The 16,376-nt window shown below is 39.1% G+C and carries 16 protein-coding genes and 1 tRNA gene; 15 read left to right on the top strand and 2 right to left on the bottom strand.

Annotation, left to right across the window (positions count from 1 at the left end; all coding sequences use genetic code 11):
* Positions 1-157: 157 nt before the first annotated feature.
* From AC2TFD_RS25450 to AC2TFD_RS25430, 5 genes are read left to right on the top strand one after another with little or no spacing between them, the layout of a single operon-like run.
* Complete coding sequence (locus tag AC2TFD_RS25450) at positions 158-616, top strand: NUDIX hydrolase (protein ID WP_335512501.1); 459 nt, start codon at positions 158-160, stop codon at positions 614-616.
* 13 nt (positions 617-629) lie between these two features.
* Entirely contained in the window at positions 630-1,523 is an 894-nt protein-coding gene (gene rapZ / locus AC2TFD_RS25445) for an RNase adapter RapZ (RefSeq protein ID WP_335512503.1), read from the top strand.
* Positions 1,520-2,503: a gluconeogenesis factor YvcK family protein gene (locus tag AC2TFD_RS25440; RefSeq protein WP_335512505.1), complete on the top strand. Its 984-nt coding sequence runs from the start codon at positions 1,520-1,522 to the stop codon at positions 2,501-2,503. The genes rapZ and AC2TFD_RS25440 overlap by 4 nt, the downstream gene beginning before the upstream one ends.
* Before the next feature lie 29 nt (positions 2,504-2,532).
* Positions 2,533-3,483 (top strand): DNA-binding protein WhiA, encoded by a 951-nt coding sequence (whiA, locus tag AC2TFD_RS25435; protein ID WP_335512506.1) that lies wholly within the window; start codon positions 2,533-2,535, stop codon positions 3,481-3,483.
* A gap of 24 nt (positions 3,484-3,507) precedes the next feature.
* Positions 3,508-3,765, top strand: a complete 258-nt coding sequence (locus AC2TFD_RS25430) for an HPr family phosphocarrier protein (RefSeq protein WP_335512509.1) — start codon at positions 3,508-3,510, stop codon at positions 3,763-3,765.
* Positions 3,766-4,348: 583 nt separating this feature from the next.
* Here AC2TFD_RS25430 and clpP read toward each other — a convergent pair.
* Positions 4,349-4,954, bottom strand: a complete 606-nt coding sequence (clpP, locus tag AC2TFD_RS25425; RefSeq protein ID WP_335512511.1) for an ATP-dependent Clp endopeptidase proteolytic subunit ClpP — start codon at positions 4,952-4,954, stop codon at positions 4,349-4,351.
* A 200-nt stretch (positions 4,955-5,154) separates the two neighbouring features.
* Here clpP and AC2TFD_RS25420 point away from each other — a divergent pair.
* Positions 5,155-5,226 (top strand) — tRNA-Arg (locus AC2TFD_RS25420).
* Positions 5,227-5,388: 162 nt separating this feature from the next.
* On the opposite strand, the gene AC2TFD_RS25415 is transcribed toward AC2TFD_RS25420, so the two are convergent.
* Positions 5,389-5,901 carry a LysM peptidoglycan-binding domain-containing protein gene (locus AC2TFD_RS25415; RefSeq protein WP_484674169.1) on the bottom strand — a complete coding sequence of 171 codons (513 nt, stop codon included), beginning with the start codon at positions 5,899-5,901 and terminating at the stop codon, positions 5,389-5,391.
* A gap of 660 nt (positions 5,902-6,561) precedes the next feature.
* Between AC2TFD_RS25415 and rpoN the strand changes: the two genes are divergently transcribed.
* The 9 genes from rpoN to secG all read left to right on the top strand — a co-directional run bounded on the left by rpoN (position 6,562) and on the right by secG (position 16,315).
* On the top strand, positions 6,562-7,887 hold the full coding sequence (rpoN, locus tag AC2TFD_RS25410) for an RNA polymerase factor sigma-54 (RefSeq protein ID WP_484674168.1): 1,326 nt from the start codon (positions 6,562-6,564) through the stop codon (positions 7,885-7,887).
* 12 nt (positions 7,888-7,899) lie between these two features.
* Complete coding sequence (locus AC2TFD_RS25405) at positions 7,900-8,160, top strand: glutaredoxin family protein (RefSeq protein WP_335568530.1); 261 nt, start codon at positions 7,900-7,902, stop codon at positions 8,158-8,160.
* Positions 8,161-8,293: 133 nt separating this feature from the next.
* Positions 8,294-9,316, top strand: coding sequence for a sugar-binding transcriptional regulator (locus tag AC2TFD_RS25400; protein ID WP_335512523.1), 1,023 nt, complete (start codon positions 8,294-8,296; stop codon positions 9,314-9,316).
* 78 nt (positions 9,317-9,394) lie between these two features.
* Entirely contained in the window at positions 9,395-10,402 is a 1,008-nt protein-coding gene (gene gap, locus AC2TFD_RS25395; protein ID WP_335512525.1) for a type I glyceraldehyde-3-phosphate dehydrogenase, read from the top strand.
* A gap of 136 nt (positions 10,403-10,538) precedes the next feature.
* Entirely contained in the window at positions 10,539-11,723 is a 1,185-nt protein-coding gene (locus tag AC2TFD_RS25390) for a phosphoglycerate kinase (RefSeq protein ID WP_335512528.1), read from the top strand.
* 177 nt (positions 11,724-11,900) lie between these two features.
* Positions 11,901-12,662, top strand: a complete 762-nt coding sequence (gene tpiA / locus AC2TFD_RS25385; RefSeq protein ID WP_484674167.1) for a triose-phosphate isomerase — start codon at positions 11,901-11,903, stop codon at positions 12,660-12,662.
* Entirely contained in the window at positions 12,655-14,187 is a 1,533-nt protein-coding gene (gene gpmI, locus AC2TFD_RS25380) for a 2,3-bisphosphoglycerate-independent phosphoglycerate mutase (RefSeq protein ID WP_484674166.1), read from the top strand. Before tpiA ends, gpmI begins: the two co-directional genes overlap by 8 nt.
* A gap of 28 nt (positions 14,188-14,215) precedes the next feature.
* On the top strand, positions 14,216-15,514 hold the full coding sequence (eno, locus tag AC2TFD_RS25375) for a phosphopyruvate hydratase (protein ID WP_484674165.1): 1,299 nt from the start codon (positions 14,216-14,218) through the stop codon (positions 15,512-15,514).
* Positions 15,515-16,081: 567 nt separating this feature from the next.
* Positions 16,082-16,315: a preprotein translocase subunit SecG gene (gene secG / locus AC2TFD_RS25370; protein ID WP_335512537.1), complete on the top strand. Its 234-nt coding sequence runs from the start codon at positions 16,082-16,084 to the stop codon at positions 16,313-16,315.
* Positions 16,316-16,376 lie beyond the last annotated feature (61 nt).

The raw sequence follows: 16,376 nt of genomic DNA, 5'->3' as shown, positions 1-16,376 counted from the left end.
TGGTGCACAGGCTCAGGGAGCCTGTGCTATTTTTTTTACAAAATTTTTTTTTACAAATTTTTAACATGATTGATTTCATTGTGACCGCTTACCAAAAGGAGTATAATGAATAAAATAAATATACGTTATTTAGCTTGTTATATAGAGGGTGAATGTTGTGCAGCGAGTCACCAATTGTGTATTAATTAGAGATAATCAAGTGTTAATGTTAAAGAAACCGCGCCGTGGATGGTGGGTAGCGCCAGGAGGAAAAATGGAGCCTGGTGAATCTGTTCGAGACTCCTGCATACGGGAGTACCGGGAAGAAACCGGAATCTATTTGAAAAACCCAAAATTGAAGGGCATTTTTACATTCATTATCAAAGAAAATGATCAAGTCTTATCTGAATGGATGATGTTTACCTTTTTTGCAACAGACTCTGATGGAATGGGATTAGATGAATCTGAAGAGGGTAAGCTTGAATGGCAGCAGCTCGATCAGGTGAAAAATCTGCCAATGGCGGCGGGAGATTATCATATTATTGATTATATGATTCATGGAAAAGGGATCATTTACGGTACATTTACCTATACAAAAGATTTTCAACTTATTAGTTATCGGTTAGACCCTAGTTGAGGAGGAATAAACGATGAGTACAGGTTCAGCCAGTGAAACTCAAATGGTCATTATTACAGGGATGTCTGGTGCTGGAAAAACAGTTGCCATCCAAAGTTTAGAAGATCTGGGATTTTTCTGCGTAGATAATTTGCCTCCAACATTGCTTCCAAAATTTCTCGAACTTATGAAGGAATCTGGGAATAAAATGAATAAAGTAGCATTAGTAATGGATTTAAGGGGAAGAGAGTTCTTTGACCATTTGTTTAAAGCACTCGATGAACTCGCAGAAACCTCATGGGTTACTCCACAAATTCTGTTCTTAGATGCAGATGACGCTACTTTAGTGCGAAGATATAAAGAAACTCGAAGATTTCATCCACTGGCACAATCTGGTTTGCCGTTAGAAGGTATCAAATTGGAGAGAGAGCTGCTTGATGAGTTAAAGGGGAGAGCCCAGCTTATTTATAACACTTCGCAAATGAAACCGCGTGAATTACGAGAAAAGATTATTACTGAGTTTACAACAAATAAAAAATCAATTTTTACTGTCAATGTCATGTCTTTTGGATTTAAGCATGGAATTCCAATTGATGCTGATCTTGTATTTGATGTACGTTTCTTGCCGAATCCCCATTATATTGATCATATGAGGCCGAAAACAGGATTAGATGAAGAGGTTTCTAGTTATGTGTTGAAATGGAATGAAACGCATAAATTCCTAGAAAAAGTTACAGATTTGCTTAGCTTTATGCTTCCGCATTATAAGCGGGAAGGAAAAGCCCAGCTGGTTATCGCCATAGGGTGTACGGGCGGTCAGCATCGGTCCGTAACTCTTGCAGAATATCTTGCTAAATTCTTTAGTAATGATTACAAGACCCTAGTTTCACACCGTGACATTGAGAGGAGAAAGGACCAGACCACATGAGAGAGTTGGGACAGCCGAGAATCGTCATCATTGGCGGTGGAACAGGATTGCCGGTTTTATTGCGGGGGTTAAAACAATATCCAGTCGATATTACCGCTATTGTTACAGTTGCGGATGATGGCGGAAGTTCAGGAAGACTCCGTGATGACTTGCAAATTCCGCCTCCAGGAGATATCCGTAATGTGTTAGCTGCTTTATCCGATGTTGAACCCTTAGTAGAAGAAATGTTTCAACATCGTTTTAAAACCTCCAATGAATTATCCGGTCATTCGCTGGGGAACTTGATTTTGGCGGCCATGACATCGATAACAGGGAACTTTGTTCATGCTATTCAAGAAATGAGTAAGGTATTAAATGTGCGAGGGAAGGTTCTGCCTGCAGCCAACCAAAGTGTTGTACTTCATGCAGAAATGGAGGATGGGACAGTCGTATCCGGTGAATCTAAAATTCCTTATTCCGGAAAGAAAATAAAAAAAGTTTTTTTAACACCAGAAGTGATCACGCCGCTGCCGGAATCAATACAGGCCATAAGACAGGCGGATTTAATCATTTTAGGTCCGGGGAGTTTGTATACAAGTATTTTACCTAACTTACTTGTACCAAGATTAGGAGAAGAAGTCTGCCGTTCGCATGCTAAAAAGGTGTATATTTGCAATTTAATGACACAGGCAGGAGAAACACACGGATTTACAGCGAGTGACCATGTGAAGGCTATTTATGATCATATGGCATGTGCCTTTATGGATACAATTCTGGTTAACAACAAAGAAATTCCTGAGGATATTCAGCTCCGGTACAATGAAGAACTTGCAAATCCTGTTTATTATGATTTGAACACCATTATGGAACTTGGTCTAGAGGTGGTTCACGCAGATATAGCCATACAGGAAAACGGGGCCCTTAGACACGATCCAAAAAAGGTTGCGAAAATATTGTATAATATCCTTATAAGTGAAACCAAAAGGCGTTATGAAGCGTAATACTATTTGGGATAAAAGGGGGTGAAGGGATGTCTTTCGCTTCGGAAACGAAAAAAGAATTAACGAATTTGGAAATAAAGCCATGTTGTATTCAAGCAGAGCTTTCTGCCCTCATACGAATGAATGGGTCTATGTCCTTTTCTAACCGTAAGTTAATTGTTGATATTCAGACCGAAAATGCTGCGATTGCTAGAAGGATTTATACATTAATAAAAAAGAGCTATGATGTACCTGTAGAACTATTGGTTCGGAAAAAAATGCGTTTAAAAAAGAACAATGTCTACATTGTCCGTCTATCACAGCGTGCGAAGGAAATACTAGAGGATATGAGGATCCTTGGTGAAGGATTTACCTTCATCCATGATATATCCGATGATCTAGTAAAAAAGAAATGCTGTAAACGTTCTTATTTACGCGGTGCATTTCTTGCTGGCGGTTCCGTTAATAATCCGGAGACTTCTTCTTATCATTTGGAAATTGCTTCGCTATATAAGGAACATAACGATTCCTTGTGCGAATTAATGAATAAATTTGGTCTTAATAGTAAAACGCTTGAGCGAAAAAAAGGTTATATTACTTACTTAAAAGAAGCAGAAAAAATTACTGAGTGTTTAAATATCATTGGTGCAGTCAATGCTCTTCTTCGCTTTGAAGATATACGGATTGTACGGGATATGAGAAATTCAGTTAATAGGCTCGTTAATTGTGAAACTGCGAACTTAAATAAGACCATTGGTGCGTCCATTCGTCAAGTTGAGAATATACGATATATTAACAATACGGTTGGATTGCATATTTTACCTGAAAAGTTAAGAGAAATAGCAGAACTCCGGCTCCATTATACGGATGTAACTCTTAAAGAATTAGGAGAAATGGTTAGCGGAGGTACAATTAGTAAATCAGGAATTAATCATCGGTTAAGAAAGATAGATGAAATCGCTGATAAGTTACGCTTAGGCGAAATGGCTTCAAGAAATTAGAGAACAAACGAGGAGGATTTAAAAATGGTAGAGAAACAAGTAGAAGTAAAATTGAAAACAGGTCTTCAAGCACGACCAGCAGCATTATTTGTGCAGGAAGCAAACAGATTTTCATCTGATATCTTTTTAGAGAAAGATGGTAAAAAGGTAAATGCAAAAAGCATTATGGGGCTTATGAGTTTAGCTGTTGGTTCAGGCGTGGCTGTAAATATTGTCGCTGAAGGCGATGATGAAGAAAAAGCAGTTGAAGCATTATCTCTTTTTGTTCAGAATGAACAATAAACCTTGAAAGAGTTTGACCTAAAATTGGTCAAACTCTTTTCCTATATATGGGTAGGGGAACTATGTGGTTCATAGTGACCGAGATGTAAATTTGGATGAATCTGTGTAACTATGGGGGGTTCATAGTGACCGAGATATAAAATTTAGATGGATCTGTGTAACTATGGGGGGTTCATAGTAACCGAGAAATAAAATTTGGATGGGTCTGGGTAACTATGAGGGGTTCATAGTTACCGAGATGTAAAGTTTGGATGGATCTGGGTTACTATGAGGGGGTTCGTAGTGACCGAGATGTAAAGTTTGGATGGATCTGGGTAACTATGGGGGGTTCATAGTGACCGAGATATAAAATTTGGATGGGTCTGGGTAACTATGAGAGTTCATAGTTACCGAGATGTAAAGCTTGGATGGATCTGGGGAACTTTGAAGGTTCATAGTGACCTAAAGAGATTCACTAAATGAGTTTAGGTCACTCGAGCAGCTCTGCAATGCCCGAGAACTTATCCAAGCAACAGTCCGGTCACTCCACCTCAGGCAATAGGCACAAAAAAACAGCCGTCATAAACCAACGGCTGCTCCACTTTTACTTATCTTTCTTTTCTTCTGTAATGCTTCTAGTGATAATATGGTCAACAAGACCGTATTCTTTTGCTCTTTCAGCAGTCATAAAGTTATCGCGGTCTGTATCCTTTTGGATGACCTCTAAAGGCTGACCAGTACGATCGGCTAAGATACCGTTTAATTTTTCACGAAGGAATAAAATACGTTTAGCAGCTATTTCAATTTCAGTCGCTTGACCTTGTGCACCGCCTAGTGGCTGGTGGATCATTACTTCTGCATTTGGTAACGCATAGCGCTTGCCTTTTGTTCCTGCTGCAAGTAGGAAGGCACCCATTGATGCAGCCATACCGATACAAATCGTTTGTACATCCGGCTTAATGAACTGCATTGTGTCATAAATTGCCATACCAGCAGTAATACTTCCGCCAGGGCTGTTAATATAAATGGATATATCCTTCTCAGGGTTTTCAGCTTCAAGGAAAAGTAATTGTGCGACAATGCTGTTCGCAACATGATCGTCAATACCACTGCCAAGCATAATAATACGGTCTTTTAACAGACGAGAATAAATATCGTATGCTCTTTCACCACGGTTTGTTTGTTCAATAACTGTAGGAATCAAATTCATTTTTCTTCCTCCTTTAAGTATGAAAAATATTTACTTATGTATTGTAATCATACACTGATGGTCAATTAAGGTCAAACAATTCGTCTTTAAAATGTTCGACAACTTTCACTACTACAGCATAACCACTGAAAGACAATTTTAACCCTAATCTGTCTTGCAAAATTTCTTGAAATGGCATATAATATATAAGTCGCACATATGCGCTCGTGGTGCAACGGATAGCACGTAAGATTCCGGTTCTTAAAATGGGGGTTCGATTCCCTCCGAGCGCGTCATAAACTTTGTTAATTAAAAAAGTGCCCTACGCTTTATAAAGCATAGGGCACTTTTTTTAATTTTTTTCTGCAATAAAGTTACGCTCACTTATCTCCCTTGAAGCTCGTTAAAGAACTGTATGAAGTGGATAGGATGGGAAAGCAGCAGTTTCTGTATCATTAAAAAAGTACTATTATTCTAACGAGATCTTGAATACTCCCATCTTGAGGACTTCTTGTAAAAACTCGAAGTTCTCCTGTGCTTACAGTTGGTGTTCTGTCAAATGGTAACGTACTGCTGAAATTACCATACTTGGGACCTCCAGCACCCGTCAATGTAAAACGCTCATTGGATACGATCACTCCATTTGCATCTATTAGTTCATGATTAAGAACTGCTTCGAAAGCTCTTGCTTGTCCTTCTATTCGCTGATTGCTAACAACTTTTGTCCCGGGAAGTGGAGTCCATACAACAATATTTCGGGAAGTTGGCAAAGGGAGTATTAAATGAAAATTTGGCCATATTATGTCTTTTTGAAAACCAGGTCTGTCTAGATTTGCTTTGATAATACTAGAAAGCGATATTCCAAATCTACGCGAAATGTCAAAAAGGGAATCCCCGGATTGGATTTCATAGATAAAAACAGGAACCAGAAATTGTTGATCAGGAAAAATAAGGTTAGGGTTCGCCAAGTTGTTGATACCTGATACTAAATCGGTAAATGTGCTAAATCTCGAAGCAATCCCACTTACTGAATCTCCGGATTTTACTACATAAAATACCTTTCCTAATTTTGATAGATTTGGAACGACTAATACATTTCCGGGAAAGATAACCCCAGAATCGGTAACTGGTGAAAATAAGTGGTTTGCTTGTACGATTGCTCTTACCTAGCTTCCAAATCTCCTAGCTATCCGAAAAAGAGTGTCCCCTTTACGAACTGTATAAATAAATTCCTTTTTTGCAACTATTGTCAATTCATACACCGCCTTCTTCTTGTTCAATTAGCTACAATATATGAATTTATAATCAAAATAGATTGGACGAGTTTACCCTGTAAACGATAAAATTGCCGACCGGCCGCCTCCTTTAAAGATTAAACGATAATCAAATTTTCAAATTACATACTAATAAACGTCTGTACTTAAAAATAAAGAGGTATTAAGCCGAAGGTTCACTTCCAGCTGATTGCCTTATGAAAAAAATTAAGAATGAATCAATATAATAATTTTAAAACAATCAATAAATCCTTGTGAAATTCACATTTCCCAGGAGGTTTTTTATTTGTAAATGTTATTTACCATACACGAAACAGCCATCATCATGTAAAATAGAGCAAGGGGGGAATAGTAATGGATCTAAAGGCAGGTTTATGGCAACAGCAAACATTGAAATTGGCAATGACACAGGAATTGACACAAGCGATTGCACTATTACAATATACAGCTCAGGAGCTTTCTTCTTTTTTAGAAAACAAGGCACTTGAAAATCCCCTTTTACAGGTTGAGAATCAAAACATTCAGCCTATTAACCCATTAATAGACCGCAATCGGAGGAAACATACGAACCATACAGAAAAAGAGTGGATTGAACAAATTGCTGCAAAGTCGTTTTCTGTGGAAGAACAACTGATCAATCAACTTACCCTTCATAAATACTCTAGTATTCAATTAAAAGTAATCAAACATCTTATTGAGCATCTAGATGTAAACGGATACTTAACTTCAGAGCCGAAGGAAATTTCCGAACAATTGTCTGTTCCTTTAGAATTGGTAGAAGAGAGCATTATCGTCATCCAAACGCTAGAGCCTGCAGGTATAGGTGCTCGAAACCTTCAAGAATGCTTATTAATTCAAGTAGAACGGGAAAACCTAGAGGATGATTTGGTCATTACCATCCTTACTTCTTACTTCATCCCATTCGCGGAAAAGAAATGGAAGCAAATTGCGAAGGAATTGCAAATCCCTATTCAAAAGATTCAAGAGGTATTTGATACCATCCAGAAGTTGAATCCACGTCCTGGCGCACTTTTAGGTCAGGAAAATGCCTCCTACGTTATCCCTGATGCGATTGTTGAACGATTTGGGGATGGATTTTCAGTCAGACTTTGTGATGACATTATTCCGAAAATCAGCTTTAACAATCAATATTATCAAAAACTCACTGCCAGCCAGGATCATCAGGTAGGTCGTTTTTTACAGGAGAAAGTACAGGATTATCAATGGATAATGAGAAGTATTGAACAAAGGAAGGAAACGTTAATCCGGGTTGTAAGGATGATTGTCGAAAAGCAATCACAATTTTTCGAAAAAGGGCCTGAACACTTAGTTCCCATGACAATGAAGGAAGTAGCAAGTGAACTTGAAATACATGAATCAACCGTCAGCCGTGCAGTAAAAGAAAAATATGTCCAGACACCCATCGGAACTTTCGCATTGAAATCCTTCTTTACCAGCACGATTCAGACGGTTTCAAATGAAAATACTTCATCGAGCCAAGTGAAAAATGCAATCGCTTCCTTGATTGATACGGAAGAAAAACAACGTCCGTTATCAGATCAAGAAATTGTAGAAATACTAAAGAGAAATCAGGGAATTGTGGTTTCAAGAAGGACCGTTGCAAAATATCGAGATCAACTTGGAATCCCATCCTCTTCAAAAAGAAAACGGTTTGATTGAAAGGAAAGAAAAATGCCAGAAACAATAATTACCTTATATACCAGAAAACGCTGTTCACTATGTGAAAAAGCGAAACAAGCAATCCTTGAGTTAAAAGAAGAAAAGTGGGAATTTACTTTAGAGGAAAAGGATATCGATGAAAGCGATGAATTAACAGAATTGTATGGAATAATGATTCCTGTGGTTCATATCAACGGAGAAGAAATTGCTTTTGGGATTATCAACAAATTAGACATACGTAACCGTTTACAAGAAAAATCGGAAAACTTTTAGGTTGAAATAGGTTTTCACTCCTGTTAAAATGAAAATTGTTAGCAGGGGTGATTTTTTTTCGGTGAAGTGGGACATAATTTGTCTAGGGTGGACATTTTACGACCAATTACATATCATAAAGGAGCAAGGTGTAATGCAGTCACTCATCGATATTCAAAAAAGATTATTACCTGATCTCCTTCAAGTGCTACATAAACGATATTCTATCCTGAGGCATATTGGTTTTATGCAGCCTGTAGGAAGAAGGAGTCTGGCTGCCAACCTTGGTTATACAGAACGAGTCCTTCGCGGCGAAGTTGATTTTCTAAAGGAACAAAATCTTATTTCGATTAACAATATTGGAATGAGCTTAACCTCTGAAGGGAAAAATCTGCTAGAGGACTTAGAAGGTCTTATCCGCGAATTAATCGGGATTGATGTAATGGAGCTAGAGTTAAAACACCGCCTTAAGATTCGTAAAGTAGTGGTTGTACCTGGTAATAGTGATGAATCGTTAATGGTCAAAGATGATCTAGGCAAGGCTAGTGCAATTTGTATGAAAAAGTATTTGACTGGGAAAAATATTATCGCTGTTACAGGCGGTTCGACAATGGCGGCTGTCGCAAAAGTACTTACACCAGAGCTAGGCAAAAAGGAATTGCTATTTGTCCCAGCTCGCGGCGGAATTGGCGAGGATGTCCAAAACCAGGCTAACACAATAAGCTCAATTATGTCTAAAAATACGCAGTCAAAACACCGTGTGTTTTATGTACCTGATCAAGTTAGTAACAAAATTTATGAATCCCTTATTAAAGAGCCAGAAATCCATGAAGTGTTAAATTTAATTAAATCTGCAAGCATGGTTCTTCACGGCATAGGGGATGCTATCACAATGGCTGATCGAAGGAACTCTAATCCCGAAATCATGCAGAAGCTTTTAGCGAATGAAGCAGTGGGAGAAGCTTTCGGCTATTATTTTAATGAACATGGTGAAATCGTCCATAAAGTTTTAACCATTGGACTGCAGCTAGAAGACCTTGCACATATTCCTAATGTGATTGCTGTAGCAGGCGGCGCTTCTAAAGCGAAAGCGATTAAGGCATACATGAAACAAGCACCAGCATCGACGATTTTAATTACAGATGAGGGTGCAGCAAGAAAGTTATTAAAAGGTTAATCCCTTTTTAAATAAGGCTATTTTCTAACAAAAGAGCCTAAATAAAAAACCTTTTTTCAAAACAAGGAGGAAATTTAAATGACAGTAAAAGTTGGTATTAATGGTTTTGGTCGTATCGGCCGTAACGTATTTCGCGCGGCATTAGAAAATACAGGAATTGAAATCGTAGCGATTAACGATTTAACTGATGCAAATATGCTTGCACATCTCTTAAAATACGATACTGTACATGGCACTCTTAAACATGACGTTACAGTTGACGGTCAATATTTAGTTGTTGGCAACCAAAAAGTAAAAGTACTAGCTGAACGCGATCCTGCTCAATTAGGTTGGGGAGAATTAGGTGTTGAGGTAGTAGTTGAATCAACTGGACGTTTCACAAAGCGTGAAGATGCAGCGAAACACCTTGAAGCAGGTGCGAAAAAAGTTATTATCTCTGCTCCAGCTTCTAACGAAGATATTACAATTGTTATGGGTGTTAACGAAGACAAATACGATGCAGCTAACCACCACGTATTATCAAACGCATCTTGTACAACTAACTGTCTAGCTCCTTTTGCAAAGGTTTTAAATGATACTTTCGGAATCAAACGTGGAATGATGACAACGATCCACTCTTATACAAATGACCAACAAATTCTTGATTTACCACATAAGGACTACCGTCGTGCACGCGCAGCAGCTGAGAACATGATTCCAACTTCAACTGGTGCTGCTAAAGCAGTTGCATTAGTTCTTCCTGAACTTAAAGGCAAATTAAATGGTATGGCAGTACGGGTTCCAACACCAAACGTTTCTATCGTTGACCTAGTGGCTGAATTAGAAAAGAATGTTACAGCTGAGGAAGTTAATGCGGCATTAAAAGCAGCTGCTGAAGGTCCATTAAAAGGAATTTTAGCATATAGCGATCTTCCATTAGTATCAACTGATTATAACGGTGCAACTGTTTCTTCTACAGTTGATGGATTATCAACAATGGTCCTTGAAGACAATATGGTAAAAGTATTATCTTGGTACGATAACGAAGTTGGTTACTCTAACCGTGTTGTTGACCTTGTTAAATATATCGCTCAAAAAGGACTTTAATCTTAGCTGACGTAGATTGGAAAATTTTTAATCAAAAAGCTATAATGATTTAGGGTATTTCAAAGGGGAGCGGGGAACATTCCCCCTGCCCTTTTTTTGTGTAATTAGCTGTCAATACATAAGGAGGCTTTTCCGCATGAACAAGAAAACATTAAAAGATGTTGATGTAAAAGGGAAACGCGTTTTCTGCCGCGTTGATTTTAACGTTCCTATGCAGGATGGGAAAATTACCGATGAAACAAGAATTCGTGCTGCACTACCTACCATTCAATACTTAGTGGATCAGGGCGCTAAAGTGATTTTAGCGAGCCATTTTGGACGGCCGAAGGGTAAAGTAGTAGAAGAAATGCGCTTAACTCCAGTAGGTGTAAGACTTTCTGAACTTCTAGGTAAAAATGTTCAAAAAGCAGATGAAGCCTATGGCGATTCTGTTAAATCTTTAATTCAATCTATGAATGAAGGCGATGTTCTTCTTCTTGAAAACGTCCGTTTTTATCCAGGTGAAGAAAAGAATGATCCTGAACTGGCGAAATCCTTTGCAGAACTTGCAGATGTATATGTAAATGACGCATTTGGAGCAGCACACAGAGCTCATGCTTCTACAGAAGGTATTGCACATCATTTACCTGCTGTATCCGGTCTTTTAATGGAAAAAGAACTAGATGTATTAGGAAAAGCTCTATCCAATCCTGAACGACCGTTTACTGCGATTATTGGCGGAGCGAAAGTAAAAGACAAAATTGGTGTTATTGAAAACCTATTAGAAAAGGTTGATAACCTCATTATTGGCGGCGGTCTTGCGTATACCTTTGTTAAAGCTCAGGGACATGAAATTGGTAAATCCCTTCTTGAGGCAGATAAAATTGACTTAGCGAATTCTTATATAGAAAAAGCAAAAGAAAAAGGTGTCAATTTCTATATGCCGGTTGATGCAATTGTGGCTGATGATTTTTCAGCAGATGCCAATACTAAAGCAGTTGCTATTAATGAAATTCCAGCTGATTGGGAAGCACTTGATATCGGACCGAAAACGGCTGAAATTTACCGTGATGTAATCCAAAAGTCTAAATTGGTTATTTGGAATGGACCAATGGGTGTTTTTGAAATCGATAAGTTTGCTGGCGGAACAAAGGCAGTTGCCCAAGCACTAGCAGATGCAGAAGGTACATACTCTGTGATTGGCGGCGGAGACTCTGCAGCAGCAGTCGAAAAGTTCAATTTAGCGAAAAAAATGAGTCATATTTCAACAGGCGGCGGCGCTTCACTTGAATTTATGGAAGGTAAAGAACTTCCAGGCGTTGTAGCTTTAAATGATAAATAGAAAAGCGGAAGCGCCTTGACCAAGGAAAAATGCAGTTCAATTTTTCCCAGGGGCGACAGGCATAAGACGAGCCGGCGGGAAGGTTGCTTTTTAACCTTTCTGACGGATTGGCTTATGACCCGAGCCCCTAGGCGCTGCAGCTAGACAAATAATTAAGTAAAAAGGGAAGTGCTAGAAATGCGTAAACCGATTATTGCAGGTAACTGGAAAATGAATAAAACTCATGCAGAAGCAAAAAGTTTTGCAGAAGAAGTAAAAGGATTAGTTCCAGATTCTCAAAAAATCGACTCTGTTATATGTGCACCTGCTTTATTTTTGCAGAATCTTGTAGAAGTAACAGAAGGCAGCGACGTAAAAATTGGAGCTCAAAATATGCATTTCGAAGAGAGCGGGGCATTTACTGGAGAAATCAGTCCAAAACCTCTTTCCGAAATCGGCGTTCAATATGTGATTATTGGTCATTCTGAGCGTAGAGAAATGTTTAATGAAACAGATGAATCTGTTAACTTAAAGACGCTTGCAGCTTTTAAATATAACTTAACACCGATTGTTTGCTGTGGTGAAACGCTAGAGCAGCGTGAAAATGGCGAAACAATGGATTTTGTGGGCACTCAGATTCAAAAGGCACTAGCAGGTTTAACCGATGAACAGGTAAAACAGACTGTCATTGCTTATGAACCTATTTGGGCAATTGGAACAGGCAAATCTTCGACTTCACAAGATGCAAATGATGTATGTGGACATATTCGTCAGGTAGTTGCCGGGCAGTTTAATGAAGAAGTTGCAAATGCTGTTCGCATTCAATATGGCGGAAGTGTAAAACCTGAGAATATTAAAGAATATATGGCTCAACCAGATATTGATGGTGCTCTTGTAGGCGGAGCAAGTCTTGAGGCTCGCTCATTCTTGCAGCTATTGGAGGCAGGAAGCTATGAGTAAGTCTCCCGTTGCCCTCATCATTCTAGACGGATTTGGATGCAGGGATGAACAAAAAGGGAATGCAGTCTATCATGCGAAAAAACCGAATTTTGATCGTTATTGGGATAGCTTCCCGCACTCTCATTTAACTGCTTCTGGAGAGGCAGTTGGACTTCCTGAAGGACAAATGGGTAACTCAGAGGTTGGTCACTTAAATATCGGTGCTGGCCGGATTGTCTACCAAAGCCTAACGCGTGTGAATATCGCCATTCGTGAAGGTGAATTTGAAAAAAATGAAACCATCTGCAGTGCGATGGATCATGTAAAGAAAAATGGAACCAACTTACATTTATTCGGATTATTGTCCGATGGCGGAGTTCACAGCCATATTAACCATATGTTTGCTCTGTTAAAGATGGCTAAAGAAGAAGGCGTAGAAAAAGTCTATTTACATGGCTTCCTTGATGGACGTGATGTTGGTCCGAAAACTGCAGCTAAATATATTCAGCAGACTTTGGATAAAATTAATGAGTATGGCGTTGGTGAATTTGCTACCATTTCTGGACGTTACTATTCAATGGACCGTGACAAGCGCTGGGAACGTGTTGAAAAGTCTTATTGTTCCATGGTTTATGGCGATGGACCAACCTACACCAACCCATTAGATGTTGTTGAAGATTCTTACCAACATGGAATTTTCGATGAATTCGTCATTCCGTCTGTGATTACAAAAGAAGATGGTAAGCCTGTTGCGACGATTCAAGATAATGATGCAGTTATTTTCTATAACTTCCGTCCAGACCGTGCGATTCAAATTTCCAATGTATTCACAAACGAAGATTTTCGTCCGTTTGACCGTGGTGAGAAACATCCAAAGGATTTATTCTTTGTGTGTTTAACGCATTTCAGTGAATCGGTAAATGGGTATGTTGCGTTTAAGCCTTCAAACTTGGACAACACCTTAGGAGAGGTATTGTCGCAAAATGGATTGAAACAATTAAGAATAGCCGAAACCGAAAAATATCCTCATGTTACATTCTTTATGAGCGGCGGCCGTGAGGACAAGTTCCCTGGGGAAGAGCGTCTTCTAATCAACTCACCTAAAGTTGCAACTTATGACCTGCAGCCAGAGATGAGTGCTTATGAATTGACAGACGCCCTGCTTAAAGAAATTCAAGACGATAAATTTGATGCGATTATCCTAAATTTTGCAAATCCTGATATGGTTGGTCATTCAGGAATGCTTGAACCAACAGTTAAAGCGATTGAAACGGTTGATGAATGCTTAGGTAAAATTGTTGATTTGATTCTTGAAAAGGGCGGAACAGCTATTATTACAGCTGATCATGGAAACGCAGATGAGGTTATCACTCTTGAAGGTGAGCCTATGACAGCCCATACTACAAACCCTGTTCCAGTCATTGTGACTAAGAAGGACGTAGAATTGCGTGAAGGTGGAATCTTAGGAGATTTAGCTCCGACAATGTTAAAATTACTGGGTGTCGAACAGCCAGAAGAAATGACAGGAAAAACATTAGTAAAATAATTTTTTTATATTAAAGGAGAGAAATTAAATGCCATTTATTGTAGACGTTTATGCTCGTGAAGTATTGGATTCCCGTGGTAACCCAACAGTTGAGGTAGAAGTATTTACAGAATCAGGCGCTTTTGGCCGTGCTTTAGTTCCAAGTGGTGCATCTACTGGTGAATACGAAGCAGTAGAACTTCGTGATGGAGATAAAGGGCGTTACTTAGGTAAAGGTGTATTAAAAGCAGTAGACAACGTGAACGAAATTATTGCTCCACACCTTGTTGGCGAAGAATTTAGTGTTTTAGATCAGGTTGCTGTCGATCACGCTTTGATCGAACTTGATGGTACTGAAAACAAAGGAAAATTAGGTGCCAATGCAATTCTAGGTGTTTCTATGGCAGTAGCTCATGCAGCAGCTAACTACTTAGATATTCCTTTATATCAATACCTTGGCGGCTTTAACTCTAAGCAGCTTCCAGTTCCAATGATGAACATCGTTAACGGCGGTGAGCACGCGGATAACAACGTTGATATTCAAGAGTTCATGGTTATGCCTGTTGGAGCTCCTAACTTCAGAGAAGCACTTCGTATGGGTGCAGAAATTTTCCACAGCTTAAAATCAGTTCTTAAAGAAAAAGGACTTAACACTGCAGTTGGGGATGAAGGCGGATTTGCTCCAAACTTAGGATCTAACGAAGAAGCACTTCAAACAATCGTTCAAGCAATCGAAAAAGCTGGCTACAAGCCTGGCGAAGAAGTATTCTTAGCAATGGACGCAGCATCTTCAGAATTCTATAACAAAGAAGATGGAAAATACCATCTAAAAGGTGAAGGTGTTGTTAAGACCTCTGCAGAAATGGTTGATTGGTACGAGGATATGGCTACTAAATATCCAATCATCTCTATCGAAGATGGTTTAGACGAAAACGACTGGGAAGGCCACAAACTTCTAACTGAGCGTCTTGGTAAAAAAGTTCAATTAGTAGGGGATGACCTATTCGTTACAAATACGAAGAAGCTTTCTGAAGGTATTGAAAAAGGAATCGGCAACTCAATCCTTATCAAAGTGAATCAAATTGGTACATTAACTGAAACATTTGACGCGATTGAAATGGCGAAGCGCGCTGGTTACACAGCAGTTATCTCTCACCGTTCTGGTGAAACAGAAGATAACACAATCGCTGACATCGCTGTTGCAACAAATGCGGGTCAAATCAAAACAGGTGCACCTTCACGTACAGACCGTGTAGCGAAATATAACCAATTGCTTCGCATTGAAGACCAATTAGGTGAAACAGCACAATACAACGGACTAAAATCTTTCTATAACTTGAAAAAATAATCAACAAAAACTAAGGCACTCATTGACGAATGAGTGCCTTTTTGTTGGCTGGAGTGCCCGACAGTTGATTTGAAGAGATGATGGGGTGCTGGAGTGACCGAAGAGCGGAAAGAAAATACATTTGGGTCAATGCAGAGGTGCTGAAGTGACCGAAGGGCATGAAGAAAATACATTTGGGTCAATGCAGGTGCTGGAGTGACCGAAGAGCATGAAGAAAATACATTTGGGTCAATGCAGAGGTGCTGGAGTGACCGAAGGGCATGAAGAAAATACATTTGGGTCAATGCAGGTGCTGGAGTGACCGAAGAGCATGAAGAAAATACATTTGGGTCAATGCAGAGGTGCTGGAGTGCCCGACGAGCATGAAGAAAACGCATTTGGGTCAATGCAGAGGTGGTGGAGTGACCGGCAAGCATGAAGAAAACGCATTTGGGTCAATGCAGGATTTATCGTGCTTGGCCACTATAATTTCCCTAAAGCTGCCACAAAGACTGTATTGTTAAAAAGGCAATAATATGGTACATTAAAAATACTGTGAAATGTACGAACTAACAGGAGGTAGCTTACATGCACGCATTGGTTGTAACACTATTAGTAATCGTTAGTATTGGACTTATTCTTGTTGTTCTTTTGCAATCAGGTAAAAGTGCCGGCTTATCTGGTGCCATTTCAGGTGGTGCCGAAACATTATTTGGTAAGCAAAAAGCGCGTGGACTTGATTTGATTCTACACCGTATTACCGTTGTTTTATCTGTTCTTTTTATTATCCTTGCAGTTTTAGTTGCATACTTCGAAGTATAATAGAGAATGATCAAAAACCTGGCTTATTTGTCAGGTTTTTTTTATGCTCAAAAACTGAAGG

It is taken from the genome of Neobacillus sp. plas4, assembly GCF_057221695.1.
Note: the sequence above shows the minus strand (reverse complement) of the source record. Positions and strands in the feature narration are given on the sequence as shown.

Bases quoted from the DNA above. Each gene is read 5' to 3' on its own strand.
- secG (WP_335512537.1), top strand. From the start codon at position 16,082: ATGCACGCATTGGTTGTAACACTATTAGTAATCGTTAGTATTGGACTT.
- whiA (WP_335512506.1), top strand. From the start codon at position 2,533: ATGTCTTTCGCTTCGGAAACGAAAAAAGAATTAACGAATTTGGAAATA.
- gap (WP_335512525.1), top strand. From the start codon at position 9,395: ATGACAGTAAAAGTTGGTATTAATGGTTTTGGTCGTATCGGCCGTAAC.
- AC2TFD_RS25430 (WP_335512509.1), top strand. From the start codon at position 3,508: ATGGTAGAGAAACAAGTAGAAGTAAAATTGAAAACAGGTCTTCAAGCA.
- AC2TFD_RS25440 (WP_335512505.1), top strand. From the start codon at position 1,520: ATGAGAGAGTTGGGACAGCCGAGAATCGTCATCATTGGCGGTGGAACA.
- AC2TFD_RS25390 (WP_335512528.1), top strand. From the start codon at position 10,539: ATGAACAAGAAAACATTAAAAGATGTTGATGTAAAAGGGAAACGCGTT.
- tpiA (WP_484674167.1), top strand. From the start codon at position 11,901: ATGCGTAAACCGATTATTGCAGGTAACTGGAAAATGAATAAAACTCAT.
- gpmI (WP_484674166.1), top strand. From the start codon at position 12,655: ATGAGTAAGTCTCCCGTTGCCCTCATCATTCTAGACGGATTTGGATGC.
- clpP (WP_335512511.1), bottom strand. From the start codon at position 4,954: ATGAATTTGATTCCTACAGTTATTGAACAAACAAACCGTGGTGAAAGA.
- AC2TFD_RS25400 (WP_335512523.1), top strand. From the start codon at position 8,294: ATGCAGTCACTCATCGATATTCAAAAAAGATTATTACCTGATCTCCTT.
- eno (WP_484674165.1), top strand. From the start codon at position 14,216: ATGCCATTTATTGTAGACGTTTATGCTCGTGAAGTATTGGATTCCCGT.
- rapZ (WP_335512503.1), top strand. From the start codon at position 630: ATGAGTACAGGTTCAGCCAGTGAAACTCAAATGGTCATTATTACAGGG.
- AC2TFD_RS25405 (WP_335568530.1), top strand. From the start codon at position 7,900: ATGCCAGAAACAATAATTACCTTATATACCAGAAAACGCTGTTCACTA.
- rpoN (WP_484674168.1), top strand. From the start codon at position 6,562: ATGGATCTAAAGGCAGGTTTATGGCAACAGCAAACATTGAAATTGGCA.